This window comes from Caulobacter sp. KR2-114 (assembly GCF_049446115.1).
GTDB lineage: Bacteria > Pseudomonadota > Alphaproteobacteria > Caulobacterales > Caulobacteraceae > Acaudatibacter.
Map to the genome: position 1 here is coordinate 385046 of NZ_JBMSEC010000004.1, position 26599 is coordinate 411644.

12 protein-coding genes and 1 pseudogene are annotated in these 26599 nt (G+C 71.4%); 4 read left to right on the plus strand and 9 right to left on the minus strand.

Features of this window, described 5'->3' with window-relative positions; translation table 11 throughout:
• Positions 1-149: 149 nt before the first annotated feature.
• Both ACO2Q3_RS17040 and ACO2Q3_RS17045 read right to left on the minus strand, forming a co-directional pair.
• Positions 150-13865, minus strand: a complete 13716-nt coding sequence (locus tag ACO2Q3_RS17040; RefSeq protein WP_423308664.1) for a hemagglutinin repeat-containing protein — start codon at positions 13863-13865, stop codon at positions 150-152.
• Positions 13866-13876: 11 nt separating this feature from the next.
• Complete coding sequence (locus ACO2Q3_RS17045) at positions 13877-15571, minus strand: ShlB/FhaC/HecB family hemolysin secretion/activation protein (protein WP_423308666.1); 1695 nt, start codon at positions 15569-15571, stop codon at positions 13877-13879.
• 279 nt (positions 15572-15850) lie between these two features.
• On the opposite strand from ACO2Q3_RS17045, the gene ACO2Q3_RS17050 reads away from it, so the two are divergent.
• Both ACO2Q3_RS17050 and ACO2Q3_RS17055 read left to right on the plus strand, forming a co-directional pair.
• On the plus strand, positions 15851-16522 hold the full coding sequence (locus tag ACO2Q3_RS17050; RefSeq protein WP_423308668.1) for a response regulator: 672 nt from the start codon (positions 15851-15853) through the stop codon (positions 16520-16522).
• 27 nt (positions 16523-16549) lie between these two features.
• Positions 16550-18469: a sensor histidine kinase gene (locus ACO2Q3_RS17055; protein ID WP_423308670.1), complete on the plus strand. Its 1920-nt coding sequence runs from the start codon at positions 16550-16552 to the stop codon at positions 18467-18469.
• Between the two features lie 69 nt (positions 18470-18538).
• Here the strand turns inward: ACO2Q3_RS17055 and ACO2Q3_RS17060 are convergent, their stop codons facing one another.
• The 6 genes from ACO2Q3_RS17060 to ACO2Q3_RS17085 form a co-directional block, all read right to left on the minus strand.
• Positions 18539-18745 carry a hypothetical protein gene (locus tag ACO2Q3_RS17060; protein ID WP_423308672.1) on the minus strand — a complete coding sequence of 69 codons (207 nt, stop codon included), beginning with the start codon at positions 18743-18745 and terminating at the stop codon, positions 18539-18541.
• A gap of 123 nt (positions 18746-18868) precedes the next feature.
• Positions 18869-19390 carry a hypothetical protein gene (locus tag ACO2Q3_RS17065; RefSeq protein WP_423308674.1) on the minus strand — a complete coding sequence of 174 codons (522 nt, stop codon included), beginning with the start codon at positions 19388-19390 and terminating at the stop codon, positions 18869-18871.
• Positions 19391-19456: 66 nt separating this feature from the next.
• Positions 19457-20350: a helix-hairpin-helix domain-containing protein gene (locus ACO2Q3_RS17070; RefSeq protein ID WP_423308676.1), complete on the minus strand. Its 894-nt coding sequence runs from the start codon at positions 20348-20350 to the stop codon at positions 19457-19459.
• 149 nt (positions 20351-20499) lie between these two features.
• Positions 20500-22089 carry a sensor histidine kinase gene (locus tag ACO2Q3_RS17075; protein ID WP_423308678.1) on the minus strand — a complete coding sequence of 530 codons (1590 nt, stop codon included), beginning with the start codon at positions 22087-22089 and terminating at the stop codon, positions 20500-20502.
• 156 nt (positions 22090-22245) lie between these two features.
• On the minus strand, positions 22246-22644 hold the full coding sequence (locus ACO2Q3_RS17080; RefSeq protein ID WP_423308680.1) for a hypothetical protein: 399 nt from the start codon (positions 22642-22644) through the stop codon (positions 22246-22248).
• 22 nt (positions 22645-22666) lie between these two features.
• Positions 22667-23068 (minus strand): DUF3775 domain-containing protein, encoded by a 402-nt coding sequence (locus ACO2Q3_RS17085; protein ID WP_423308681.1) that lies wholly within the window; start codon positions 23066-23068, stop codon positions 22667-22669.
• A gap of 320 nt (positions 23069-23388) precedes the next feature.
• On the opposite strand from ACO2Q3_RS17085, the pseudogene ACO2Q3_RS17090 reads away from it, so the two are divergent.
• Positions 23389-24627: pseudogene (locus ACO2Q3_RS17090) on the plus strand (phosphoribosyltransferase family protein); the annotation flags it as partial.
• Between the two features lie 47 nt (positions 24628-24674).
• Positions 24675-25103: an erythromycin esterase family protein gene (locus tag ACO2Q3_RS17095; protein ID WP_423308910.1), complete on the plus strand. Its 429-nt coding sequence runs from the start codon at positions 24675-24677 to the stop codon at positions 25101-25103.
• 115 nt (positions 25104-25218) lie between these two features.
• On the opposite strand, the gene ACO2Q3_RS17100 is transcribed toward ACO2Q3_RS17095, so the two are convergent.
• Positions 25219-26568 (minus strand): hypothetical protein, encoded by a 1350-nt coding sequence (locus ACO2Q3_RS17100; protein WP_423308683.1) that lies wholly within the window; start codon positions 26566-26568, stop codon positions 25219-25221.
• Positions 26569-26599 lie beyond the last annotated feature (31 nt).

The window sequence follows — 26599 nt, forward strand, 5'->3', positions numbered from 1 at the left end:
TCCCATCAACAAGGGGGTGGGCGCGAAGCTAGGCGCGAGACCTATACAAGCCAGTGAAATATATTTTACCGCTGATTACGCGACAGCGCCCGACCAACACAGAAAAGGCGCCGCGTTTAATCTGAAATATATTTCATCACGATCGGGCCTCAGCGGGAAGACGGGCCCTTCCCCGCCGAGCCGCCGTCCTGCCCCCGCGCCGTCGGGTTGGTGCGGATGATGTTGCACTGCGAGCCGCCGGCGCCGAACTGGTTCGGCTTGACGGTGAAGCGCAGGGTGCGGGTGCTGCCGTCTGGCTGCGGAACCTGCTCGACCACGATCACCGGCACGTTCGCCTTGGCGTCGGCGTCGGACGGATGGCCGGAGATTGCGCCGGTGCGCGGATCGATGGTCAGCCAGCACGGCAGCGGCTGGCCACCGGCCGTGGCGGCCGTCACGACCGGCGGCGGCGGCCCCTGGTCCGTCCGGGCGTGGGTGTCGTCGGTCGTGGTCGTGTGGCCGCCGTCGCCCCTGTGCGACGTGTCGGTCGTCGTCGTGTGGCCGCCGTCGTCCCTGTGCGAGGTGTCGGTCGTCGTCGTGTGACCGCCCCCGTCGGTGCGCGAGGTGTCGGTCGTCGTCGTGTGGCCGCCGTCGTCCCTGTGCGACGTGTCGGTCGTCGTGGTGTGGCCGCCGTCGTCCCTGTGCGACGTGTCGGTCGTCGTCGTGTGGCCGCCGTCGTCCCTGTGCGAGGTGTCGGTCGTCGTCGTGTGGCCGCCGTCGTCCCTGTGCGACGTGTCGGTCGTCGTCGTGTGGCCGCCGTCGTCCCTGTGCGAGGTGTCGGTCGTCGTCGTGTGACCGCCCCCGTCGGTGCGCGAGGTGTCGGTCGTCGTCGTGTGGCCGCCGTCGTCCCTGTGCGACGTGTCGGTCGTCGTGGTGTGGCCGCCGTCGTCCCTGCGCGACGTGTCGGTCGTCGTGGTGTGGCCGCCGCCGTCGGTGCGGGACTTGTCGTCGGTGCGGGTCTGCGTGCCGCCGTTGGTGTGGGACTTGTCGTCCGTCGTGGTGGTGGTGGTGGTGGTGGTCACGCGGTCGCCCAGCGGCGAGGTCAGCGTGTTCGCCGCCACCTGGGTTCCGGTCACCGTCGCCTGGTGGGTCGCGGCATAGGTCGCGTCCACGCCCTGGCCGGCCTTGCCGGTGGCGAGCGGACCGCCCTTGGCCGCCGTGACCGGGCCGCCGGCGACGATGATCGGCGGCGGGGCCGAGGCGGTCCCGAGCGGCGCAACCGCGCTCACCTTCGGGGCCGACACCGGGCCGGCGGCGAGCGGAGCGGCCACGGCCTGGGCGGTTGCCTGTGACCCGATCGGCGCGACCGGGCCGACCGCGGCGACCGGGCCGACCGGCCGCGCGCCGCCTGCAACGCCCTGCACGCCGCCGACGGTGGCCGACTGGCCGGTCAGCGGCGTGACGCCGGAGGCCTGCACGCCCACCGCCGAACCGCCGACGCCGGTTACGGCGCCGATCGGCGCCGTGGTCGTCGCACCGGCATGGACCCCGTTGGCCAGGCCGTTGGCGCCCACCTGACCGGGCGTCGCCAGCGGGTTGAAGACGCTGTTGTTCGCCGGGTTCTGGATGGTCACGGGCGTCGCCGAGACCGCCTGCGGCAGGGCGCCGGTCGTCGGCGTCGCCATGGTGGCGAGCCCGGGCGTCTGCGGCGGCGCCACCCCCTGCGCCACCAGCGTCCCCCCGCCGTCCGAGGTGACCGTGGAATGGGTCGCCGTCTGTTCGGAACTGTGCTCGACGGTGAAGCCTTCGGCGAACGAGGTGTCGACCTCCGCCTTCTTGTTCTTGCCCTTGCCGCCCTCCTGCTCCGCGCCGAGGGCGAGGTTGAAGCCGCCCCCCGTCGTGGTGGTCGTGTCGACGGCGTCGTTGAGATGCACCGCCCCGGTGGTCGCGACCACGCTGGCCCCCGTCTGGCCGCTCACCTGCGCGCCCTGCATGGTGACGTTCTGGCCCACGACACTGGTCTGCCCGCCGGCCGAACTGATGGTCACACCCTGGTTGGTCACCGCGCGGGTCGTTTCCGTCGAATAGCTGGCCCCGACGTCGACGCTGTTGCCGTCCATGCCGGACTTGTTCTTCTTCCCCTTGCCTTCCTTGCCGATGGTGAGGTCGACGTCGACGCCGACATCCTCGCTGTGGTCGGTCTCGACGCTCTGCGCCGCGTTCAGGTTCACATTGCCGTTCAGGGCTACGACGCTGGCGCCGGTGGCGCCGGAGACCTTGGTCCCCGTCAGATTGGCGTCGCCGCCCGTGGTGACGATGCTGACCGACCCGCCCTCTGACGACACCTCGCCGCCCTCGCGCTCGATCTTGCTCGACTGCTCGGTCCCCTGTTCGTAGCTGACGTTCGGATTGACGCTCTTGCCCAGGATGTCGACCGTCACCGAGCCCTCGACGGTGCGATCGACGCCGCTCTTGGTCTCGGTGTTCTGCGCCGCCTTGTAGTCCAGGCTGCCGGCCTGCAGGGTGACGCCGTTCTGGCCGCTGATCTTGGCGCCGGCCAGGGTGGTGTTGCCGGACGATACCGAGGTGACCGTTCCGCCGGCGGCATAGTTGGTCACCACCGCCTTGCTCGACGTCTCGGTCTCGCCGGAGCCGCCGTAGGCGCCGCCAGCCTTGATGCCCGCGCCGGTCTGGGAATCCGTGCCGTTGCCGACGCTGATGCCGGCATTGGCCACCCCGCCGATCTCGAAGGTCGTGGTGCTGCTGCTCTTGCTGTGCAGCTCGGTGTCGGCCACCGCCTGGTCGGTGATCGTCCTGGCGCTCTGGCTGATGTCGCCGCCGGCCGTCAGCTGGGTCCCCTGGTCGGTGATGCTGTTGCCAGCGATGCGGTTGATGCCGCCCCCGGCCGTCAGGGTCGAGCCCACGGCGTGGGTGCTGGCGTCCACCGAGCTTTCGTGGTCGCTCTGCACCCTGAACCCGCCGGCCGCCTCGACCTGCACGGACGCGCCGGCGGCCACGCCGATCTTGCCGGGCGAGCCCGCCTGGCCAATCTGCTGGGTCACCCCCTCGGACGTCAGCGAGGCCGACGCCCCGGCCGAGGCGCTGGCGCCGATCTCGGCGCCGACCTTGGCGTAGATCCCCGACGTCGTCTGGGTCTGGCTATGGGTGGCGATGTCGTGGTCCTGGGCCGCCAGGTTGTTGATGTCGGTCGCCTGCAGGGTGAGGGCGCCGTTGGTCGCGGCCAGGTTGGACCCCTGGGTGGTCAGGGTGTTGTCGGCGACGATGGTCAGGTTGCCGTCGGCCGTGACGTTGCTGCCCACATTGGTCAGCTTGTCGGTGGTGTCGTGCGTGGTGGTGGTGCGGGCGCCGAGGGTGGCCGTCACCGAGCCCTTGGCGTCGGCGCTCGCCTCGGCGTGGGCGCCGGCGCTGACGCCCGACTTGCTGGCGCCGCCGCTGGCCCCGGCGCTGGCGCTGGCGCTGACGGCGCCCTCGCTGTCGACGTAGATCCCCACGCCGGTGCTCTTGGTGGTGGTGGTGCTGGTCTCGGTGTTCTGGCCGGCCAGGATCTGCACGTCCTTGCCGTGCAGGGTCAGGTCGGCGCCGTTGGTGGTGGTGACGTTCGACCCCTGGATGGTGAGGGTGTTCCCGGCCGAGATCATCGTGTTGCCGCCCAGATTCACGTTCGAGGCGACATTGTCCGAAGTCGCCGAGGCGCTGTCGGTGACCGTCTTGTTGTAGAATTCCAGCGACGAGTGGTTCTCGCCGGAGGCCTGGGCGCTGGCCTGGGCGTTGACCGCTCCGCCTGTCGACGTCTTCTTCGCCGAGGCGCTGGCCGAGGCGCTGGCTGCGCCGGAGCTGTGGCTGGAAACGCCGAGGATCGTCTCGGTCTCGGTATGGCTGGTGATGTTGCTGGTGTCGGCGCCGGCCAGCACCGAGACGCCGTTGGTCGCCGCGATCACCCCGCCGCCGGCCACATCGACGTTCGAGCCCTTGATGGTGACGTTGGCGTTGTCGGTGCTGGCGATCTGGCCGCCGACCTTCAGGCCGGAGGCGTCGTTGCGGCTCTCGACGTCGTTGACGGTCTTGGTCGAGCTGCCCCACAGGGCGCCGTCCTGGAACAGGCCCGAGCTCTTGGTGACCGTGTTGGTGGTGGCCACGTTGTTGCCGGCGATGATGTTGACGTCATGGCCGTTGGTGTCGGTCACCAGGTTGCCGCCGGTGGAGACCTGGCTGCCGCCGGCGATGTTGATGTCGCCGTTGGTCTGCATGTAGGTCGAGCCGCCCACCGTCACGCTCGAGGCGGAGTCGGTGGCCGTGGTCACCTTGGTTTCCTTGGTCGAGCTCGACAGGAAGCCGCTGTGGTGCACGGTGGTGTCGCTGTACGAGGTGTCGGTGGCGGCCGCGATGTTCAGCTTGCCGCCGGACACCAGGGCCGCATCGCCCCCGGCCGAGACCTTGCTGCCGACGATGTTCGTGTCGCCGCCGCTCTGCATGTAGAGGTTGCCGCCCGCCGACACCGTCGAGCCGATGTTGGTGGTGCTCGTCTCGTAGGACTTGGTGCTGGTGCTGCCGTGGCGGGAGCTGCTGGCGGACGCTTCGGTGTCGGTGATCGTGCCGATGTTGATGGCCTGGCCGGCGACGATCGACAGGTCCTTGCCGGCGCTGACCGTGCCGCCCTTGACGTTGATGTCCTTGGCCGCGTTCAGCGACAGCGACTCCGACGCGGTGATCGCCGCCGTCGGGCCGACGTCGGTGACCACGGTCTTGCCGTTCACCAGGGTCGTGGTCCCGGTGACCACGTTGATCGAGCCGCCGTGCGTCGTCAGGCTCAGGTTCTTGCCGCTGATGTTGTTGGAGCCGTTGATGTCGATGTCCTTGGCGACATCGATCGACAGGGCGTTGCCGGCGGCCACCGTCCCGCCCTGCAGGTCGACGCCGGCGGTCTGCGACTTCAGGCCGATGTTGGTCGCCGCGATCGTCCCGCCCGAATTGGTGATCTGGCCGTTGGCCAGGACCGCGGCCGACTGAACGCCCTGGATGGTGGAGCGGATGTTGTTCACCACGCCGCCGGTGGACTGCAGGTAGACCTGGTTGCCGCTGATCAGGCCGCCGCCCAGGTTGTTGATGTCGCCCGTCGCCACGATGGCGTTGGTCTTCGCGCCGGTGATCTGGCCGCCGTTCATGGTCAGCGAGGTGAGCTGCAGGTTGACGTTGTCGGCGATCACGCCGCTGCCGCTGACCAGCGACGCCTTGGTGGCCGAGGACAGGTACACCACCGGCGCCAGCACGGTCTGGCCGTCCACCACCGTCTTGACCATCCAGATGATGTCGTTGGGCAGGCTGGCCACCTGATCGGCGGTGAGCGCCTGGCCGTAGACCAGCCCCTGGGCGCCCGCATCGCTGGCCGCGTTGCCGTAAAGCGCCGCCAGTTCGCTGTTGAGATCGCCGTAGCTGGCCAGCAGGCTGCGGCCGGTGGCGTCCAGCAGCTGCTGCGAGATCAGATAGGCCTCGTAGTTGTCGTCGCCCAGCCGCTTGCCGGTGCTGTCGGGATCGAGGCCCAGCTTGGTCGCCAGCAGGTCGGAGCCCAGGTCGGTGACCGGCACCGTGTAGAGCGGGTTGGTCTCCACCAGGTAGCGGCTGTCGGACGCCGGGGCGACGACGAAGAGGCCGTTCGGGTTGCTGGGCAGCACCACCGTGGCGCCCTGGAGGGTCACCGCCGGCTTGCCGCCCACGGTGGTTCCCACGGCCGCGCTGGACGCGCTGGTCCCGCCGCTGGCGGAGACCCCGCCCGCCGATCCGGCGGAGCTCCCGCCGGTGGACACGGTGGTCACCGTGCCGCCGGTGACGGCGCCGCCGGCGCCGGCGGTCGCGCCGCTGACCCCGCTCGTGCCGCTGGCGCCGGCCGTGGGGCCGGCGCCCGAGGTGGCGCTGGCGCCGGAGACGCCGCCGCCGGCGCTCAGTCCGCTCGCCCCGCTGGTCGCGCTGGCGCCGCTCGCGCCGCTGGCCGACACGCTCGCACTGGTCCCGGTGGTGGTCGTCGCCGCGCCCGCGCCGGATCCGGCCGTCGGGGCCGTCTGCGACTTCACGCTGGCCCCGCCCGCACTGCCCGTGACCGTCAGGCTGAAGTTGTTGCCGGTCAGGCTGGAGGCGAAGAGGCCGTTCTTCAGCGGACTGTTGGCCGCCGTCGACGTGTAGAAGGTGGAGACGCCGTTGATGCAGACCGTCCCGGTGACGCCCGGGGTGCAGTTCTTGGCCGTGCCCACCACCGTCGCGTCGAGCGTCTGGACCCCTTGCTTGTTGTAGGTCTTGGTCTCGGTGGTGACGGTATAGTAGGCGTAGTCGGTCTCGGTGTTGGTCAGCGCCAGGGTGTCTTCGTTGAAGCTGGCGTTGTTGGCTCCATGCAGCGCGATGTTCGGCGCCGACAGGATCGCGCCGACGTTGCTGGCGCTCTGGAAGTTGTTCATCGTCAGCGTGCCGCCGGAGATCAGTTCCGGCGTGTAGTTCGCCACGGTCAGGCCGTTGTTGAAGCTCTGGGTGGTGGTGTCGGACCAGATATAGAAGACGTCGGTGTCGTAGGTGCACTGGCCGTTCTTGGTCACGCAGCCCGGCTCGGCGACCGCCAGCGAGGTGAAGTTGTTATAGGGCGTGCCGGTGGTGCTGACGGTCTTGCGCGACCAGTCGCCGGCCACCGCGTTCCAGACATTCGTCGCGTTGATGGTGATGTCGCCGCCGGCGATGATGTTGCTGCTGTTGTAGAGCGTGCCGGTGGTGATGGTCATCGCCCCGCCGGACTCGATGTCGCCCTGCGCGACGGTGGTGCTGCTGGCGTTCGTCGTACTCGCCTGGTTCCAGATCTGGTTGGCGTCCTTGAGCGTCAGATTGCCGCCGGCATAGATCTCGCCGCTGTTGGTGATGTACTGCGGCGTGGTGATCGACAGGTCGCCGCCAGCCACAATCCCGCCCGTAGCCGTGTTGAACAGCTCCCCGCCCGTCAGCGTCACGTTGAGACCGCCCGCCGCGTAGATCGCGCCAGGATTGCTGAAGGTGCTGCCCACGGTCAGGCCACCGGAGCCCAGGCTGATCAGGCGCGCCGACGATCCGCCCAAGGTCAGCGCGCCGACGCTGATGTTGTAGTCGGTGCTGGTGGTGATGCTGGCGCCGTCCGCCAGGCTCAGCTTCGTGCCCGAAAGGTCGAGGAATTCCACCGAGACGCTGCGGCCGGTGGCGGCGAAGTCCACCTCGCCCGACGACAGGATCTGGATCCCGCCCGTCGAGCTCCACAGACCGGCGTTGGTGACCTGCGCGGCGTTGAAGTCTAGCTGGCCGCCGATCGTGGACAGGGTCGATCCGGCCTCGTTGACCACCGCGCCGGAGCCGGCGTCGCCGAGATAGCTGGACGCCTGCAGGTTCATCGAGCCGGCCTGGATCATGCCGGCGTTGTCGACGCCCTCGGAGATGGTGCTGAAGCCGTTGCCGACGGCGATCGTCGCGTTGGCGCCGTTGGTCAGGTTCAGGCGGGCGCCGTTGGCCGAAAAGTATCCGCCGACCTGGATCAGGCCGTCGTTGGCGTGCCCGCCGCCGGCGGTGTTGCTGACCGCCACCTGGCGGCTGGTGTTGTTGTAGACGTAGATGCCAAGGCTGCCCGGCACATAGACCAGGCCGTTGTTGGTGAAGGCGGTCTGGATGGTCACCGCCGCATCGTTCGGCTCCCAGACCGCGCCCGCCGCGTTGCTGACGGTGTCGGCCTGGATGTCGGAATGGCCGGCCGTGTAGAAGACGCCGCTGTTGGCGAAGGTGTTCTGGACGGTGATCGAATCCGTCCCCGCGCCGATCACCAGCTTGCCCGCGTTGTTCAGGCCGGCGGTCCCGTTCAGGGTCAGCTTCATCCCGTCCCCCGCGATCGAGGAGCCCACGCCGTTTGTCAGGCTGGTGGCCTGGCCGTCGATGGTCAGGACGGCCGGCGTCGCGGCGCCCGACTGGGCGACAATGATCCCGCCGCCCGTGTTGCTGACGCTCAGCGCCGCGTTCGGGTCGTGGATCGCCATGTTGCCCAGCGAGATCACGTCGCCGGTGTTGCTGAAGCTCGCGCCGGTCAGGTTGACGGTCAGGGCGCCGCTGGACTGCACCGTGGCCGCCGCCGGCGTGGCGCCGGGCGCCAGGTTGGCGAAGGTGCTCGCGCCGATGGTCAGGGCGCCGGTCCCGTTGGTCGAACCGATCAGCACCCCGGCGTTGCTGAAGGCGCCGGTCAGGGTCAGCGTCGCCCCGGTGTTGCTCTGCAGCGTGCCGCCCGCCTGGTTGGTCAGGCTCGCCGCCGTGACGGCCAGGCTCCCCTGGCCGTCCAGGCCATCCAGCATGGTCCCGGCGTTGGTCACCGCGCCGGGCGTGGTCAAGGTTTCGCCCGCCGCGCTCTGCAGCACCCCGCCGACCTCGTTCTGGATCGACGCCGCACTGATCGTCACCGCAGCCGTCCCGCCGGTCGAGCCGATCAGGACGCCGGCGTTGTCGAACGCGCCGCCGAGCGTCAGGCTGGCCGCCGCGTCGCTCTGGATGGTCCCGCCCTTGAGGTTGCTGAACTGGCCGGCGGTCACCGCCAGCGCGCCCGCGCCCTTGGTCGAGGCGATCAGCAGGCCCGCGTTGCTGAACGCGCCGCCGCCCACGCCCACCGTCACGCCGTCGTCCGCCTGGATGGCGCCGCCGGCCTCGTTGGTGAAGCTGGCCGCCGTCAGCGCCAGGACGCCCTTGCCGTCGGTGGAGGCGATCAGCGTGCCGGCGTTATCGAAAGCGCCGCTGAGGGTCAGGCTGGTCCCGGAGCCGGCCTGGATGCCGCCGCCCGCCTTGTTCTGGAACTTGCCGGCCGTCACCGTCAGCGCGCCGGCGCCCTTGGTGGAGGCGATCAGGGCGCCGGCGTTGGTCACATCTCCGGTCAGCTGCAGGGTGAGGCCATCGTCGGCCTGGACCGTGGCGGCGGCGGCGTTGCCGAAGTTGGCCGCCTTGATGGTCAGGCCGCCGGTCCCGTTGGTCGAGCCGATCACCACCCCGGCGTTGCTGAAGTCGCCGGTGAGGGTCACCGCCGCGCCGGTGTCGCTCTGCAGCGTCGCGCCCGCGAGATTGGCCAGGCTGGCGGCGCTCACCGCCAGGCTGCCCGAACCGTCCGTCGAGGTCAGCACCACCCCGCCGTTGGTGAAGGCCCCGCCCGTGGTCAGGCTGGCGCCCGCCGCCGCCTGCAGCACGGCGCCGGCGGCGTTGTCGATCGACGCCGCGCTGATCGTCGTGGCGCCCGTCCCGCCGAGCGAGCCGATCAGCTTGCCCTCGTTGTCGAAGTCGCCGCTCAGGGCCAGCGTGGTTCCCGCCCCGCTCTGGATCACCCCGGCGGCCTGGTTGTCGAACTTGCCCGCGGTGACCGTGAAGGTTCCGGCGCCCTTGGTGGAGGCGACCAGCACGCCGGCGTTGGTGAAGTCGCCGGCCAGGGTCAGGGCCGCGCCCGCATCGGCCTGCACCGCCGCCCCGGCGGCGTTGGCGAAGCTGGCGGCCTTCAGGGTCAGCGCGCCGCTGCCATTGGTCGAGGCGATCACCGTGCCCGCGTTGCTGAACGCCCCCGAAAGGGTCAGCGACGTCCCGCCGTCCGCCTGCAGGGTGGCGCCGGCCGCGTTGGTCAGCTTGCCCGCCTTGACCGTCAGCGCGCCGGCGCCGTTGGTCGAGGCCAGCAGGGTGCCGGCATTGCTGAGGTCGCCGGACAGGGTCAGGGTCGCGCCGGTGTCGCCCTGCACGATGCCGCCCGCCAGGTTGCTGAAGCCGGCAGCGTTGACGGTGACCGCGCCACCCTGGGCGTAGAGCGTGCCGACGTTCTTCGCCGCGGCCGCGCTGGTCAGGGCGAAGCTGCCGCGCGATTGCAGGACGCCTTCGTTGTCGAACCCGGCCAGGGTCCAGTTGAGGCCATTGCCGACGATCACGCCCGCCGCCGCCTTGCCGCCCACGGTCCCGGCCAGGTTGGCCAGGGTGACGTTGGCGCCGCTGATCAGGATCCGCCCGGTGGTCCCGGCGCCCGGGGCTGCGGTCTCGATCTGCCCCTGGTCCTCGTTGGTGATCGTCAGCGCCGCCGACGCGGCGATCGCCAGGTCGTCGCCGGCATAGATCAGGCCGTCGTTGTCCAGGCTGGCGCCCGTCAGATTGAGGGTCAGCTTGCCCTGCGAGACCAGCGAGGCCCCCTGCTGGACGTCCAGCACCGCCGCCTTGACCGTCCCGGCGCCGCTCTTGTTGCCGAGGTAGATCGCGCCGAAATCGTTCAGCGTCCCGCTCACCGACAGGCTGCCGCCGACGTCCGACTGGATCACCGCCGCGCCGCTGCCGGCGGCGCCGTTGGTCAGCGAGCCGGCCGCCAGGGTCAGGGTCCCGCCCGAGGCCAGGGCGCCGGTGTTGCTCGCCGCGCCGGTCGCGGTGACGCCGATGTCGCCGGTGGAGACCAGCGCCCCGCTGTTGCCCAGGGCGGCGAGGGTCAGGGCGATCGAGGCGCCGGAAAGCTCGCCCGACGAGGTCAGGGTCACGGCGCCGCCGGTGACGCTGAGCGCGCCGCCGGACAGGATCTCGGCCCCCGCGCCGGTGTTCTGCAGCGTCGCCGCGCCCTTGCCGAAGCCGAGGCTGAGCGCGCCGACGGCCTGCACCACGCCGGTGTTGTTCAGCCCCGAGCCGAGAGTCAGCGCCAGGCTACCGTTGGAGGCCAGTGTCCCGCTGTTGCTCAGGCTGGCGGCGGCGAGAGTCCCCGCCCCGGCGCTGTCGGCGGTGAGCACCAGCGTGCCGGTGTTGCTCGCCGCCCCGGCGACGGTCACCGTGCTGGTCCCGACGTTGCCCCCCAGGGCGCCGTCGTTCTGAAGGCTGGCCAGGGTCAGGGCCAGGTGATCGGCGACGATCTGGCCGCCGGCCTGGTTGACCAGGCTGACCGCGGCGCCATCGACGGTCAGGGTCGCCGCGGCTCCGCCCGAAGGCCCCTGGGCGACGATCATGCCGCCGCTGGCGTTGGTGAACGCCAGCGCCGCCCCGGCGCCGTGCACGCCCAGACCGGCCGTGCTGCTGATCACCCCGGCGTTGCTCAGCGTCGCGCCGCTGAGCGTCACGGAGAGCGCGCGGTCCGACTGCAGGTAGGCGCCCTTGGCGTTGCTCAGCGTGCCGGCCGACAGCAACAGGTCCGCGCCGCTGGCGGCCGGGGTCAGGATCGTCCCGGCGTTGCTCAGCGCGCCAGTGGCGCTCAGCGTCACCCCGGCCGAGCCCTGAATGCCGCCGCCGGCCTGGTTCGTCAGGTTGGCCGCCTGCCCCTTCAAGGCCCCGCCCGCCACCATCGCCCCGGCATTGCTGACGTCGCCGGTGGCGCTGAAATCCAGCCCGCGCGCGGCGCTCAGCGAGCCGGCGTTGCTCAGCCCGGCCAGCGTCAGGCTGACCGCGCCGCCAGTGGTCACCGATCCGCCCGCGGTGGTCAGGGTCACGGCCTTGCCGGCGATGGTCAGGCTGTCGCCCGCCGCCGAGCCCGCCTGCAGGTAGGCGCCGGCCTGGTTGCCGACCGCCAGGCTCGCCCCGGTCCCGGTCACCGACAGGCTGTTCACGGCGACGATCTGGCCGGCGTTGTCCAGCGTGGCGCCGCTCAGGCTCACCGCCAGCGAGCCCTGCGACACCAGCACAGACCCGGCCGCGTTGCTCAGCGTCCCGGCGGCGACGGTCGCGTCGCCGCTGCCGTTGGCCAGGTACACCGCGCCGCTGTTGGCCAGCGCCTCCGTGACGGTCAGGGCGCCGCCGGTCTGCGATTGCAGCGCGGCCGCCGCGCCGGTGTTCTCCAGGCTGGCGGCGCTGGCGGTCAGCGTGCCGGCGGCGCCAAGCGACCCGGTGTTGGCCAGGTCACCCGCATCGGTCAGGGTCAGGTCGCCGCCGGAGACCACCTGGCCGGCGTTGGCGAGGCTGGCCACGGTGGCGGTGATCGCGCCGGCCGAGATCACCCCGGTGGCGGTGTTGCTCACGGCCACGCCGCCGTCGATCGTCAGCGCCCGCGTCGCCAGCACCGCGCCGCTGTTGGTGGCCGAGCCGGAGACGTCCAGGGTCAGGTCGCGGGCCGACTGCAGCGTGCCGCTGTTGTTCAGCGTCGCCGCCGTCAGCGACCCGTCGCCGGTCGCCGCCGTCGAGGCGATCAGCAGGCCGGTGTTGCCGATGGTGGTCGCGGTGACCTGGCTGCCGGTCTTGGCCTGGATCGCCCCGTCGTTGCTGAGGCTGGCCAGAGTGGCCTTCAGGGCGCCGTCGGTCAGCAGCTGGCCGGTGGCGGTGTTGGCGAAGCTCTCGCTGGCCCCGCCGCCGGCGTCGGTCAGCGTCAGATCGCCGGCCGCGACGATCGCGCCGCTGTTGTGGCTGGTCCCGCCCAGCGCCAGCACCAGGGCGCCCTTGTTGGCCGAGATCACGCCGGCGTTGCCGAGGCCGTCGGCGGCGGTGACGCGGAGGGTCCCGCTGGCGCTGACCACGCCTTCGCCCTTGGCGGCGGTCGTGGACACCGCCCCGTGGCTGGCCGCGAGCGTCAGGTCGCCGGTGCTGGACACCCCGTAGGCGCCCAGAGAGAGGTCGCCCTGGCTGGCGGACAGGGCGAGCGCGCCGTTGTCGCTGTAGAGATAGCCGGCGCCGCTGAGCGCCAGGCTGCCGAACTGGCCGTTCACGTCGCCCGCGGCGCCGTAGCTGACCCCGTTCAGCGTCGCCGCCCCGGTCACCGCCAAGCTCATGGTCCCGCCGGCGAAGCGCTGGTTGGCGTTGGTCGCCGTGCTGGCCAGGTCGGCGACGTCGCCCAGCGTCCCCGCGGCCAGGCTGAGGTTGCGGCCGGCGACCAGCGAACCGCCGGTCAGGCTGACGCCCCCCGCGGCGCTCAGGGTCAGGTCGCGGCCGGCGGTCAGGTTGGTCCCGCCCTGCGTCAGGGCGGTGGCGTCGCTGGCGGTGGTGGCGATCGCCAGGTCGCGCTTGGCCGACAGATTGCCCTTCAGCGTCAGGTCGCCGGCGGCGGTGAGGGTCAGGTCGTCACCCGAGGCCGCCGCGTCGCCCAGCAGGCGCACGCCGACCCCGGCGTCGGTGGCGATCAGGCGGATGCGGCTGGCGTACATGCCGCCGACCGCGGTGGAATCGATGGCGTAGTCGGGCGCGGCGCCGGTTCCGGCGATCGGCGTGGCGGTGTGGGCGGCGTAGTCCCAGGCGTTGGCCCCGGCCACCACGTCCAGCGTGATCCCGTAGGCCGGGCCGGCGAGCAGGATCTTGCGGCCCAGCAAGGCTGCGTAGTCGGTGGTCTGGGCGTCGAGGCCCGAGCCGTTCAGGGTGATGGTCCCGCCCACCACGTTGAAGCCCAGCAGCCGGCCGGTGGCGTCGAGGTTGGCCTGGCCGGTGGTCAGGGTCAGGGCCGCGGTATTGATGAAGCCGCAGCCGCCGCAGGTGATGCCGTTGGGATTGGCGACGATCACGTCCGCCCGCGTCCCGGCCACCTCGGTGTAGCCCGCCAGCACGCTGGGATTGGTCGAGACCACCTCGTTGAGGATCGCCTTGGCGGCGGTGGTGAGGTTGGGGTTGGTGTTGATCAGCCCGGCCAGCTGGGTCGAGACCTGCCCCTGGGCGTTGCCCGAGCCCTGCGCGGCGTTGTTCAGGATCAGCCCGGACGCGCCGACGTTGTAGCTGGTGTACTGGTTGACCGAGAGGCCCTGGGCGTTGGGCGCGGCGATGTTGACCACCGGCACGCCGTTGTCGGCGGGGTGCGTCTGGGTCGCGCCGCCAGTGGGGACCACCTGCGCCGCCGCGCGGTCGACGCCGCCGGTGGGCGCCAGGGTGGAGGCGGCCGCCAGGGCCGTGAGCGAGACGGCGTTGAGCCACTTCGACGAGGTCTTCATGCTGCTGGGCCCTAGAGCGACAGGGTGGCGCGCACGAAGGTCACGAAGCCCTCGTCGCGCAGCCCGGCGCGGGAAATGGAATGGCTGGTGTAGGCGTCGATCGAGATCCGCCCGGCCTGCGCCGCCAGGCCGAACGATCCGCCGCTGAGGAAACCGCCGCCGAGGCCGGAGGCCACGCCGGTGGCGTAGCCGGCGTCGAGGCCGATGTGCGGGCGCAGCGTCACCGACTGGCCGAACAGCCGCGCGCGATGCACCAGCGACAGGTCGTTCTGCGCGTAGAAGCCGCGGTCGTCGATCACGCTGCCCAGCAGGAAGCCGCGCACCGTATAGGGCGAGCCGACGACGATCTGTTCGCTGCTGTACAGCGGCTTGAGCGCGTACTGCCCCTGAGCCTCGCTGGTGAACACCAGGGTCTGGCCGGCCAGCTTGAACGGCAGGCTGAGGTAGGCCCTCGCCTGCAGCTTGCCGAACTGGGCGTGGGCGGAATCGGCCGGCGTCCCCGGCGCGTCCTGCAACGCCCCCAGCGCGCTCAGCCCCTGCGACCAGCCCAGCCCCAGCTTCATGCTGCCGTGGCCGACCAGGGTGGTGTAGTCGGCCCACAGGTCGAGCACGGTCAGCGAGCGCGAGCTCACCGACAGGTAGGCGCCGTCGACGAAGTTGCGGTTCAGCTTGCTGGTGATCGTCGCCGACAGGTCCAGCTTGCTGCGGCGGTTGCGCCACACGGCGGCGTCCAGCTCGCCGAAGATGTTGCGGGTGTAGCCCGACAGGACGAACACCGTGCCGCCACTGGTGACGGTCTGCGAGGTGTAGTCGGACTCGCTGGCCCCGACGGTGAGCGTCAGGGCGTTGTAGGGGACCGACACCAGCACGCTGTTGGAGCGGGAATCGGCGTTCGGCCGGCCGTCCGGGATGGTCTGGCGGCGCGTGTAGCTGATCTGGTCGTTGAGGCCGAAGAAGTCGTCGCCGATCAGGCTGACGGCCCCCTGGTTGCGCCCGGTGCTGGGCTGGCCGGCGTTGTCGTACGAGGCGGAGACGTGCAGCGGGGCGCCGGCCGTGTTGCGGATCTCGATCACGCTCTCGCCGGGGGCCGAGCCGGGCAGGATGTCGAGGGTGGCGTGGTTCGAGGCCAGCCGGTTGACCTGGTCCAGGCCCTGCTCGAAGACCCGCAGGTTGAACACCGTGTCGGCCCGGCGGCCGAACGCGGTGGTCAGGTTGACGCCGTGGACGCCGTGGTTGTCGAGCACGATCTTCTCGACCTTGCCCTCGACCACCTCCAGCACCAGCACGCCCTTGGTCAGGTTCTGCGGCTGGATGTAGACCCGCGTCGTCGGCTCGCTCTTGTCGATGTAGAAGCGGGTGATGTCGGACAGCAGGTTCTCGACGTCCCCCAGGCCCAGGCAGCGGTTCAGATAGGGCGCGGTGAGCTTTTCCCGGTCCTTGTCGCCCATCTTCGGCGCGTGCAGGAAGCGGATCTCGGTGATCAGCTGGCAGGCGCCCTTGGGCGCGACCGCCTGCGGGTGGGTGGGGACCTCGATCACCGTCTGGCCGCGCGGGTTGGTCAGGATCCGCGTCTGGTCCTGGTCGAGCTGCTCCTGCTGCTGGCGCTGGATTTGCTCGCCCTGCTGCGCCGCCGCGGGCGGCGGGGTCGGCGCCGCGGCCGCGGCCGGCGGCAGGCCCGCCAGTCCCGCGGCCGCCGCCGCAGCCACAGCCCAGGGCGCAAGCCGGCGCCCACGCGTCCGCGAGTTGGTTCGACCGTCAGGCGCCACGAAAATCCCCCAGGCGTTCGAGCACAGCGCGCACGCGGCGCCGTAACAACGTTCAGTGTGCCCGCCCGGGCGGCGGCTTGTCTGTCACCCCAATCGGGCGACAAATGCGCTTTTCCGGGCGGATTTTGCGGGACGGCTGTCGCCCGAACGAGGGGACAGACAGGGGTCCGCCGCCCGGGTTAGGGTGCGGGCTTCTGGGTCGGCCAACGGGGGAAGAGGGTGCGCGACGGAGGGTCATCCGCCTGCCTGAACGTGGTCGTCGTCGACGACGACCCGAGCTTTCGCGACCTGGCCCGCGGCGCCATCGAGGCGGCCGGCGACATGCGCCTGGTGGCCAGCGCCGGCGACCTGGCCGGCGGCTTCGCCCTGCTGGAATCGCCGCCCGCCGATGTGCTGATCGTCGACCTCGGCCTGCCCGACGGCTCCGGCATCGAGCTGATCCACACCGCGCGGATCGTCTGGCGCGACTGCGACGTGATGGTCGCCACCGTATTCGGCGACGAGGCGCACGTGATCGCCGCCATCGAGGCCGGGGCCACCGGCTATCTGCTGAAGGACAGCGCCCAGGGCCGGCTGGCGGCCGAGATCCGCAGCCTCAACGCCGGCGGCAGTCCGATCAGCCCGCTGATCGCCCGCCGGCTGCTGGCGCGGTTCGCCCCGCCGGCGCGCGAACCGGAGACCGCCGCCGCCAACCCGCTGGGCATCCTCTCCCACCGCGAGGAGGCGGTGCTGGAGCTGGTCACCCAGGGCTTCAGCCAGACCGAGGTGGCCGAGCGCCTGTCGGTGTCGCCGCACACGGTGCGCACCTTCGTACGGCGGATCTATTTCAAGCTTGGCGTGAGGACCAAGTCGGAGGCTATCCTCGCCGCGCGGCGGCTGGGAATCGGCTGAGCGGCCGACAGACCGGACATGCCGCGGATGGCTTGGCGCTCTCTTGTGCTGGTGCTGCTGGCCGCCCTGGGCGGCGCCTGGGCGCCCCGGGCCTTCGCCGCGCCGCCTGCCGCCCTGCCCCCCGCCCCGGCCTCGCAGGGGGTGGCGCACGTCACCACCGTGCAGATGCGGGTGACGCCGATCGCCGGCTATGCCGCGCCGCCGCCCCAGGCGGACCCCGCCGCCCTGGCCGGCGGCTGGACGCCCGTCACCCTGCCGCACGCCACCAAGGACCGCCACCTGCCGCGGCGGCAGATCGTCGAGGCGTGGTACCGCGCGTCGCTGTCGCTGCCGGCGTCGGGCCAGGCCACCTACCTCTACCTGCCGCGCTGGCGCGCGATCGGCCATGCGGCGATCTATGCAGACGGCCGGCTGGTCTGGGCGCCGCAGGGCAGCGCCAAGTGGAACGGCTTCAACCTGCCGGTCTGGGTCGAGCTGGCCGGACCGGCCTCGCCGCCGCCGAAGCAGGTGCTGGTGCGCCTGCAGGCCGAGGCGGGCAACGGCTACGACCTGTCGACCTTCTGGGTCGGCCCCAAGGATGCGCTGGCGCCGCGCTATGAGATGCGCCGGCTGCTGCAGGTGACCGCGCCTGAGTGGGGCTGCGTCACCTTCACCCTGATCGGCCTGGTCACCCTGGGCCTGTGGCTGCGCCGGCGTCAGGAGCCGGCCTATCTGCTGATCTTCGCCGTCGCCGCCCTGGCCGGCCTGCACTCGCTGGAATACTTCGTCGGCGCGGGGCCGATCCCGATCTCCGACAACGCCTTCCAGTGGATGGAGAGCAACAGCGAGACCTGGTACGACGCCCTGACCTTCGTCATGGTCAGCTACTACATCGGCGGCGCCACGGCCTGGATGCGCCGCCTGGTGCTCGCCTTCGCCGTCGGCTTCACCGCCTGGACCACGGGCCTGGTGGCCTTCGCCATCCGGCTGCAGGACCACCTGGGCCTGATCTGGCTGCTGAACATCTCGCTGAACCTGCTGACCATCGCCGTCGCCTGGTGGGGGTACCGCCAGTCGCCGACCCGGATCGGCTTCCTCTACTGCCTGTTCATCTCCCTGGCCCTGCCGATCGCCCTGATCGACATCGCCATCAGCGCCTTCAAGCTCAGCGACGAGGGCGTCTACGCCGTGCCGTACATGCCGGCGCTGCAGGCGATGCTGTTCCTCTACATCCTGGTCGACCGGCACCTGGCGGCCCTGGGCGAGGCCGAGGCCGCCCGCGGCCAGCTGGCCAGCCGCCTGGCCGAGCGCGAGGCCGAACTGGCGGTGACCTACGACCGCCTGCGCGAGAGCGAGCAGCAGCAGATGCTGGCCCGCGAGCGCCAGCGGCTGATGCGCGACATGCACGACGGCGTCGGCTCCTCGCTGATCGGCGCCCTGGTGGCCGTGGAGCGCGGCGGCGCGGCCCCCGAGCAGACCGCCGAGATCCTGCGCCGCTGCCTCGACGACCTGAAGCTGGCGATCGATTCCCTGGAGCCGGTGGACAGCGACCTGCTGCTGTTGCTGGCCACCGCCCGCTACCGGCTGGAGCCGCGCTTCGAGCAGGCCGGCATCCGGCTGGTCTGGAGCGTCGGCCAGCTGCCGCCGCTGCCGAAGATCACCCCCGAGCACGCGCTGCACATCCTGCGCATCGTGCAGGAGATCTTCACCAACATCGTCAAGCACGCCCAGGCGCGCGAGGTCCGCCTGTCGGTCAGCGCCAGCGGCCCGCAGGTGGCGATCGAGATCGTCGACGACGGAGTCGGCTTCGACGTCGCCGCCGCGACGGCGCCGTCCGGCGAGGGCCCGCAACGCCGGGGCCTAGCCAATCTCGCCGCCCGCGCCGCGGCCATCGGCGGCGTCATCGCCTGGACCTCCGCCCCGGGGCGGACCCGCGTGGCCCTGACCATGCCGCTGGCGGCGGCATAGGGGACGCAAGCGGCCCAGGCCGCCGGGTCGCGGCCGGGCGGGCGGCGTCGACCGTCGCCCTGTGCGGGCCTACTGCCGCGGGTCTGCCACCGTCCCGTCGGGCCGGATCGCCGAAACGCACGACTCCAGACCGGCCGGCCGGCGCTCAAGTCTATGCAGCTTGTCGCGTTCCGCCTGTAGCAGACCTGTCAGGACGGCGCGCTGTCGCGGATCCCGCTCCACCTGTAGCAGAGCCTGATAGCGCTCGATGTTCGCGTTGATGATGAACAACTCCACGGCGCCCTCCTCCTAGGGTGCCGGTGTCGACCCCAAGGGTCGCGCCTGGCGTGACCACGACACGCCCGCGCCCTGAAGCTGTCCAGCGATTTTTGCAACTCCGTGTCGATATGGCGCGCCGGGTCAGCCGTCCGGGAATTGCAGGACCAGGCGGATCTGGCCCTTGGCCGGTGGCCGGAACCTCGCGCTTCGCGGCGCAGCCTGGACATCCAGCAGGCGACCCTCGAGGCGGTACGCGCCGGGGGGCGGCCGGATCAGCACCCACGGACCGGGGCACTGCACCGTCAGCAGCTGACGGCCGGCGCCGTCCCAGAGGGCGACCTGCGCGCCGGCAAGGTATTCATTGCGTGCGTTCGAGAACTCCACGCGCACCGGATAGGCCTGCCAGCGCGGCTCCAGCCGGGTCTGGCCGATCCCGGTGCAGGCCACCGGCGCCCCGCCCACCGTGGCCTCGCCGTCCAGCGGCAGGCGCGTGGGCGGGGTCGACGGCGCGACGGCGCCGAGGGCGAGGATCGCGCCGGCAGGCGCCGGCTTCACGTCCGGCGGCGACACGTTGGGCGGAAACGGACGCTTGCAGCCGCTCAGCACGGCGGCGAGGCTCACGGCCAGCAACAGGCTCGCTGACGTTCGCGTGGCGAAGGGCATGACGTATCCTCCTGGAAGCGGCCTGCGGACGTTGCGCGCGATCCTGAAGCGCCGCCTTGATCTGTGTCAGGCGTCCGCGGCGACGGCGAACCCGGACGGAAGCGGGGCGCCGCCGAGCCGCTCGCATTCCGCCTCCCGGCCGCGCACCACGCGGCGGCCCGCCAGGGGCCCTTGCGTCTCCGTCACCACGGTGTGGCGCCCTTCGGCGACCCCGTCCCGCTCATGATAGAGCACCACCCAGTCGCGGGTCCGGCCCAGTTCGTGCGCCCGCGCCGTGTTGGAGAAGAGGGCGGTGAAGCGCCAGGGGCCGCGTTCAGTGTGCAGCACCGGCAGCCAGGCCTCGCCCGCGGGGTTGAACCGCCGCGGCGCGATCCGTTGCAGATGGCCGCTCGCCGCCGCCTCACGGTACTCGCGATCGACGTCCAGCAGGACGCCGACATCCGGCAAGGGCGTGTTCCCGCCCGGCGTGGCCGCACGTCGCGCGCCGAGGCGCTCCGCCAGCCCCGCGCGGACCATGGCGACCCGGCGCGCGCCCCAGCCCGGCGCCGCGTCCAGCCGGCCATCGTGCGCCGCCGCCTCCAGGGCCTCCAGCGAGCCGAGATGCAGATCCTCGACGGCCTGGCGCGCAAGCCGCGGACCGATGCCGGGAATGGACCGGAACAAGGCCTCGGGTTCGAGCCCGCCGGACAGGCGCTCCAGCCGTGACCACCGGCCCGTGCTGGCCAGCTCCGCCACGGCCGTGGCGATGCCTTCGCCGATCGCCGGCAGCGCGGTGAGGCCCTCGCGGCCCTGCTCGGCAAGCAGGTCGCCCACCGGCCTGGGAAGCGCCGCAACGACGTCGGCGGCCTTTGCGAAGGCGCGCACGCGGAAAGGGTTGGCGCGCTGCTCCTCCAGCAGCCGGGCGTAGTGGCGCAGCTTGCCGGCGATGACGGCGTTCTGCACGAACCGCGAGGGCGGCATGGCGGGCGCGGGCCTGGAAGAAGACGGTCTGCGAGTCACGACCGCAGGGAGCCATGCCGGCCGCCTTCGGACCTTGCGGCATATCAAGAGCCAGCCCCTCGGGGTCTTTGCGGGGGCTGCGGCGTCCCGCCCGGCGCGGTGTTCGGCGCTCAGGTCGCCGGCAGGGTGAAGCGGAATATCGTGCCGCCGCCGGCGCCATCCTCTGCCCATATGTGGCCGCCATGCGACTCGACGATGGAGCGGCACAGGGACAGCCCCACGCCCATGCCTGTGGCCTTGGAGGAGTTGAACGGCTGGAAGAGCTTGGCCCTTATGTCCGGGGCGAGGCCCGGCCCGGTGTCGGCCACCGCGATCTCGACGAAGCCCGCCTCCCCGGCCGCGGTGGAGATGGTCAGTTCGCGCCGCACCGAGGGCGCCATGGCCTCGACCGCGTTGCGCACGAGGTTCACGACCACCTGTTGCACCTGGACCTTGTCGACCACGGCGGACGGCGCCTCGTCCGACAGCCGCATCGAAGCCTTCACCCCGTCGGCCCGGGCGCCGACCAGGGCCAGGGCGCTGCCCTCCTCGACCAGCTTGGCCAGGTCCTCGACCTGTCGGGTCGCATCGCCACGGCCGACGAAGGTGCGCAACCGCCGGATCACCTCTCCCGTTCGGCCGATCTGTTCGACGGCTCGGGCGCAGCCCTCGGCGGCGCGGGCGGTCTGACCATTGTGCAGCAGCCGTATCGCACCGGACAGGTAGTTGCTGGCGGCCGAAAGCGGCTGGTTGAGCTCGTGGGCGAACGCCGAGGCCATCTGCCCCATCTCGTTGAGACGCGAGACGTGCAGCAGTTCGGACTGCAGCTCCTGCAGCCGGCGCTCGCTCTCCTGGCGCTCGGTGATGTCGCGGACGAACCCGGTGAACTGGCGAGCGCCGTCGAGCTTCAGTTCGCCGACCGCGAGTTCCATCGGGAACACGCCGCCGTCGGCGCGGCGCCCCATGACCACGCGCCCTATGCCGATGATCCGGCGCTCCCCCGACGCCAGGTAGTGCGCCAGGTAGCCGTCGTGCTCACCGTGGTAGGGCTCGGGCATCAGCATGCTGACGTTGCGCCCCACCATCTCGGCCCGCGTGTATCCGAAGACACGCTCGGCGATGGCGCTGGCCGACTGGATCGCGCCCCTTTCGTCGATGACGATCATGGCGTCCGGAACGGTGTCGAGCACCGCGGTCAGGCGGCTGGACAACTCGCGGGCCTCGCGCGTCCGCGCTTCGACCTGCGCCTCCAGGGAGTCCCGCGCCGCGCCGAGGGCTTCCAGCGCGGCCCGCCGGGCGCTCGCCTCTTCCTCAAGCCGCCGGTTCGCCTCGGCCAGGGCGCTGGGCGAAGGGATGCGCATCAGCCGCGGAAGCAGGGGCCAGACGGCGATGGCCGTGGCGATCGAGGCCAGTGCGGTGACAGCCTTGGCCAGCCCGTCGAGGACGTAGAGCGGCCGCCACAGCACGACGATGCTCATCAGGTGGGTGACCCCGCACGCGGTGATGAAGAGGCCGAACAGCAGCGCGATACGCTTTTCTTCGGCCGTAAGGTCGGCGCGGCTTCTGGCGAACGCCAGGATCGCCCCCGGAATGCTGAAATAGGCGATCGCAATCACCAGGTCGGACACGACGTGCAGCGTCAGGATGTCGGGCCGCCAGAGGATGCAATAGCCGTGAGGCAGAAAGCCTGCGGTGCTGAAAACGGAGCTGAACCAATCCATCGTGTCCCCCGATGGTCACAACCCGCCACAAGACCAACAGGCGCCGCACTATACAAGGGTTGCATCGGAAGGTCGCGCGGCGGCGATGAATGCGCGCGAAGGAAGCTCAGGCCTGCTCAGGCCGATCCATGTTCAAGCCGACCGGGCGCAACGGCGTCATCGCCAGTCGGCGGCCTGGGCCAGCACGGCCGGGTCGCGGCTCAACGCCGTCAGGTTCGAGCCCGAGACGAAGCACGTGGCCTCGACGGCCTGTCCGGCGTCCCGCGAGGCCACGCACACCAGCGACCTGGCGAAGGCGGCCGCCATCAGGGCGCGGCGTCCGCCCGTCTCGCCGCCGGAAAGCCTGACGCGTATCCAGCGGTCGGGTGTCGGCCCCTGCGCCAGGCAGAAGGTTGCCCCGTCGACGACGTGCAGCACGACGCCCTCGAACGCCTGTCCGGCCGCGGGGTGAGGGGCGCTGCAATGCACGTCGGCCGTCGCGCCGACCACGCCGCATGCGCCCCCCGCGATGGCGGGCGGGGCGATCAGCAGCACCGCGGCGACCAGAGCAAGCAAGCCTGCGGCGCCGGTCCCTGGTTCAGTGTGCTGCAAGGTAGTCCTCAAGGGAAAAGCCCAGCTGCGACAGCGCGTCGTCGAGGTAGTCGCTGACGAGCGGAATCTCGGCGACGTAGCGAGGAAGCCGCGCCCGGCCGATGTCGCGGGCGCTCTGGCGCGCCTCTTCCCACTGCGCGAGCGTGAAGTCTCCCCGCCCGATCCAGATCAGCGCGATCAGATCAAGCTGTTCGTCCTCGTTGAGATCCTGGATCGCTGACGTCAGTTCGAGGCGCGTGGGGTCGGAGGCCCGGGCTTCGAGGCCGTCGACGCCGTTGTCGTCGCTCGGATTCGAGGCTGAGCGCGGGTCGGTCTCCTCGACCTTGCTGTCGAGCACGCGCGCCATCTCCAGAATGGCAAAGGCGGTGTCAGGACTGAGCTCTGGCATGACGAAGTCCTCGCGCGGTCGCCTTTCCTGTCGACCAAGTATCGACCTGGGGGCGTGCGGGCCGCCTTGATCGACGTCAACCAGAAGAACCCGGCGTTCCGTGGAGTCCGGATGCCGCAGGCGCTCTTCGATCCGGCTTGACGCAGATCATGGTCCATTGCCCTCACGAGGCGCGAAATCTTCGGACGTCTTGCTGAGCCGGAGAAGATCATGGACGTGCAGGATGCCCTCCACGGCCGACGCGCCCCGCGCGAACCCGCGCACGTGGCGCTCCCGGACGGAGCCATCGGACCCCGTCCCGTGGCCACAGGACGATGCTGATGTCAGCCGCCAACCCCCGTTCGCTGTTTCTCGACCGCGCCGATGCGGGCCGCCGGCTGGCGGCCAGGCTTCGGCCGCTCGGCTTCGAACGGCCGGCCGTCTATGCCCTGCCCCGCGGCGGCGTACCGGTCGCGGTCGAGGTCGCCAGGGCGCTCAGGGCGCCGCTCGACCTGGTGCTGGTGCGCAAGATCGGCGCACCCGGCCAGCCTGAGCTCGCCCTGGCCGCCGTGGTCGACGGCGAGGCGCCGCAGACCGTCGTCAATGAGGACGTCGAAGCGTCGACCGGCGCGACCCCGGCCTTTCTCGACGAGGCGCGCAGGCGCGAGCTGGCGGAGATCGAACGGCGGCGGGCCCTGTACCTGGGTGGGCGGTCCCGCGTCAGCCCCGCCGGCCGCACCGCGATCGTGGTCGACGACGGCCTGGCCACCGGCGCCACCGCCAAGGCCGCCTTGCGCGCGCTGCGCCGCCAGGGGGCGGCCAGGGTGGTCCTGGCGATTCCGGTCGCGCCGGAGGAGGCGCTCGGGCCGATGCGCGCCGAGGCCGACGAGGTGATCTGTCTTGAGACGCCGCACCCGTTCTACGGCGTGGGCGCCTTCTACGACGACTTCCACCAGCTCACCGACGAGGAGACCGTCGCGCTGCTGGGTCGGGTCTGGGCCGCGCCGGCGGCCGCCGACCCCACGATCGACCATCGCCAGGTGCGGCTGCCGCCGCTTGGGCTGGCTGGCGATCTGCAGAGTCCCTCAGAGGCGCGGGGCGTGGTCCTGTTCGCCCATGGCAGCGGTTCCAGTCGTCTGAGCCGGCGCAACCGCGCCGTCGCCGACGATCTGAACCGCCGGGGATTCGCCACCCTGTTGTTCGACCTGCTGGGCGAGGACGAGGCGGCGGATCGCCGGAAGGTGTTCGACATCGAGCTGCTTGCGGACCGGCTGCAATACGCCGCCGCCTGGATCGACGAGCAGCCCGGCCTGGCTTGCCTTCCCGTCGGCCTGTTCGGCGCCAGCACCGGCGCGGCGGCCGCGCTGGTGGCGGCGGCAAGGCCGGGCGCGAGGATCGGGGCGGTGGTCTCGCGCGGCGGGCGGCCGGACCTCGCGCATCAGGCGCTGCGCAATGTCCGCGCGGCGACGCTGCTGATCGTCGGCGGCGCGGACGAGGCGGTCATCGAGCTGAACCGGCGCGCCTATGCGCAACTCACCTGTGACAAGGCCCTGGAGCTCGTCCCGACCGCCGGCCACCTGTTCGAGGAGCCGGGGACGCTGGAACAGGTGATGGCCCTGGCCGGCGACTGGTTCGAAGCCAAACTGCCCCGCGCCGGGCGCCCGGCGCCGCCGCCGCCCGGTCGTGGGGCGCCCAGCATCGCCGCCATCGAAGCGGGCCCGACTCCTTCGAAGCCCTGTTCGTCGCCGAACCGTTCGCGGCAGAGCTGTCCGATGTCGAGCTCGCGCCATACGTCACCGCGTGGCGGACCATATTGACGAGGATGCTGACCACCGGACCCTCGCAGATCGCGTGGCCTTCGCTCAGGGCGGCGCGCCTGGAGCGCTACATCGGCGTCGCCTGCCGACCGGAAAGCGAACGCGCCAGTCACTACGCGCACGCCTCCCTGTCCGATCCGTACGGCGGCTTCGTCTGGTTCGACGAGAGCCGCGCGTCCACGCCTCTGCCGGCCGTCACCTCGACGGGCGAGGATGAGACCTATCCCTTCGGGCTCTGAGGCCCGGCCTCCCGCAGCCTCACTGGCCCGGCATGGAGGGGCGGGTAGCGGTCGGGGGGGGCGGGCGCGGCGAGCGGCGACGCCACCCCAGCCTGCCCTGGCCGAGAGGGGCGTCTCAGCGCAAGGGCGTCGCGAGCACAGCGAACGCCACCGGCTCCGCCAGGAACAGACCCACCGCCCAAGGTCGCCAGCGCGCGGGCAGGGCGTCGGTCAGGTTGATCACCGCAATCGGCACGGCCGCCGCCAGCGGCAGGTAGTAGCGGGGCGCGGCATCCAGCAGCCATCCGGTCTGCAGGTGACGCTGGTAGCTGAAGGCGATGTGGACAACGAAGGTTCCCGCCGTGGCCACCAGGCCGCTGACGGCTATGGCCCCCGGAGCCGAGAGGCCGCCCGGGGCGCGAAGACGCAGCGCCGCAATGCCTGCCCCCGCCCCGGCCAGGACAACCACCATGGCCGGCAAGACCGCCGCGGTCAGGTTGAGGGCGCTGCGACTGTCCAGGGTGGGTAGCCAGCTGAGGAAGAATTCCTGCAGGAAGTGCCAGACATAGGCGGCTGGCCCCAGGCGCGGCGCGGCGTTCCAGCCGGTGCGGATGCTGCCTTGCAATAGCATGGCCGCCTGGGCCGGCGTGTTGGGCGCGGGACTCCCATAGGCAAGGACGAAGGCGACATAGGGGATAGACGCCAGGGCGACCGCCGCCACGATGCAGGCCAGTGAGCCCGGCGATAGCTTGCGCCGCATCGTCAGGGCCACGCCCAGCGTCAGGGCGAATCCGCCCACGAGCATCATGCCGGTCAGCTTGGTAAGCCCCGCGATCAGCACGCCCAGGCACAGCAGCCCCAGGCCCCAGCGGCGGGATGTCTGCGCGACCGCCTCGCAGGGAGCATCTTCGAACAGGCGGAAGGCGCCCCAGATCGCCAGGGCGCCGCCAGCGAAGGCCAGGTTGTCATTGCTGACGCTTCCGGCCAGCGGCGCGAGCACCGGTATGGTGACGAGGGAAAAACTGTAGGCGTACCGCTGGAGCACGGTCCAGCCGGCGCGCACCGGCGCGACCAGCAGCGCCCAGACGCCGGCCAGGACGATGGCCACGTTCATCAACCTGTGGACCAGTAGCGCGCCGCGGTCGCCCTCGACGCCCGGCCCGGCCCATGCGGCCAGGCGATAGTAGAACGACGGGTGGTTTAGGTAGCTGGCGCCTTGCGTCAACCGCATCGTTCTCGCGTCCAGGCTGTGCAGCCGGCCGAGGTCGACCCACAGCACGTCCGAGGACTGCAGCTGTGCGATGTAGGATGTGTGCGCCAGCTCGTCGAAGCCCACGTCGATCGGCTTGGTCAACGCCCGCTGCACCGACGCCAACCCCACCAGCAGCAGCATCGCCAGCAGGATCAACCGGCTTGCGCGACGGTCCGAACGATCGAGCGCCGCGCCCGCCTGCAAGCCCGGCGATAGGTCAGCAACGGAGGCCATGCACGCAGTTCCAGCACGTCTCTAAGCGAGA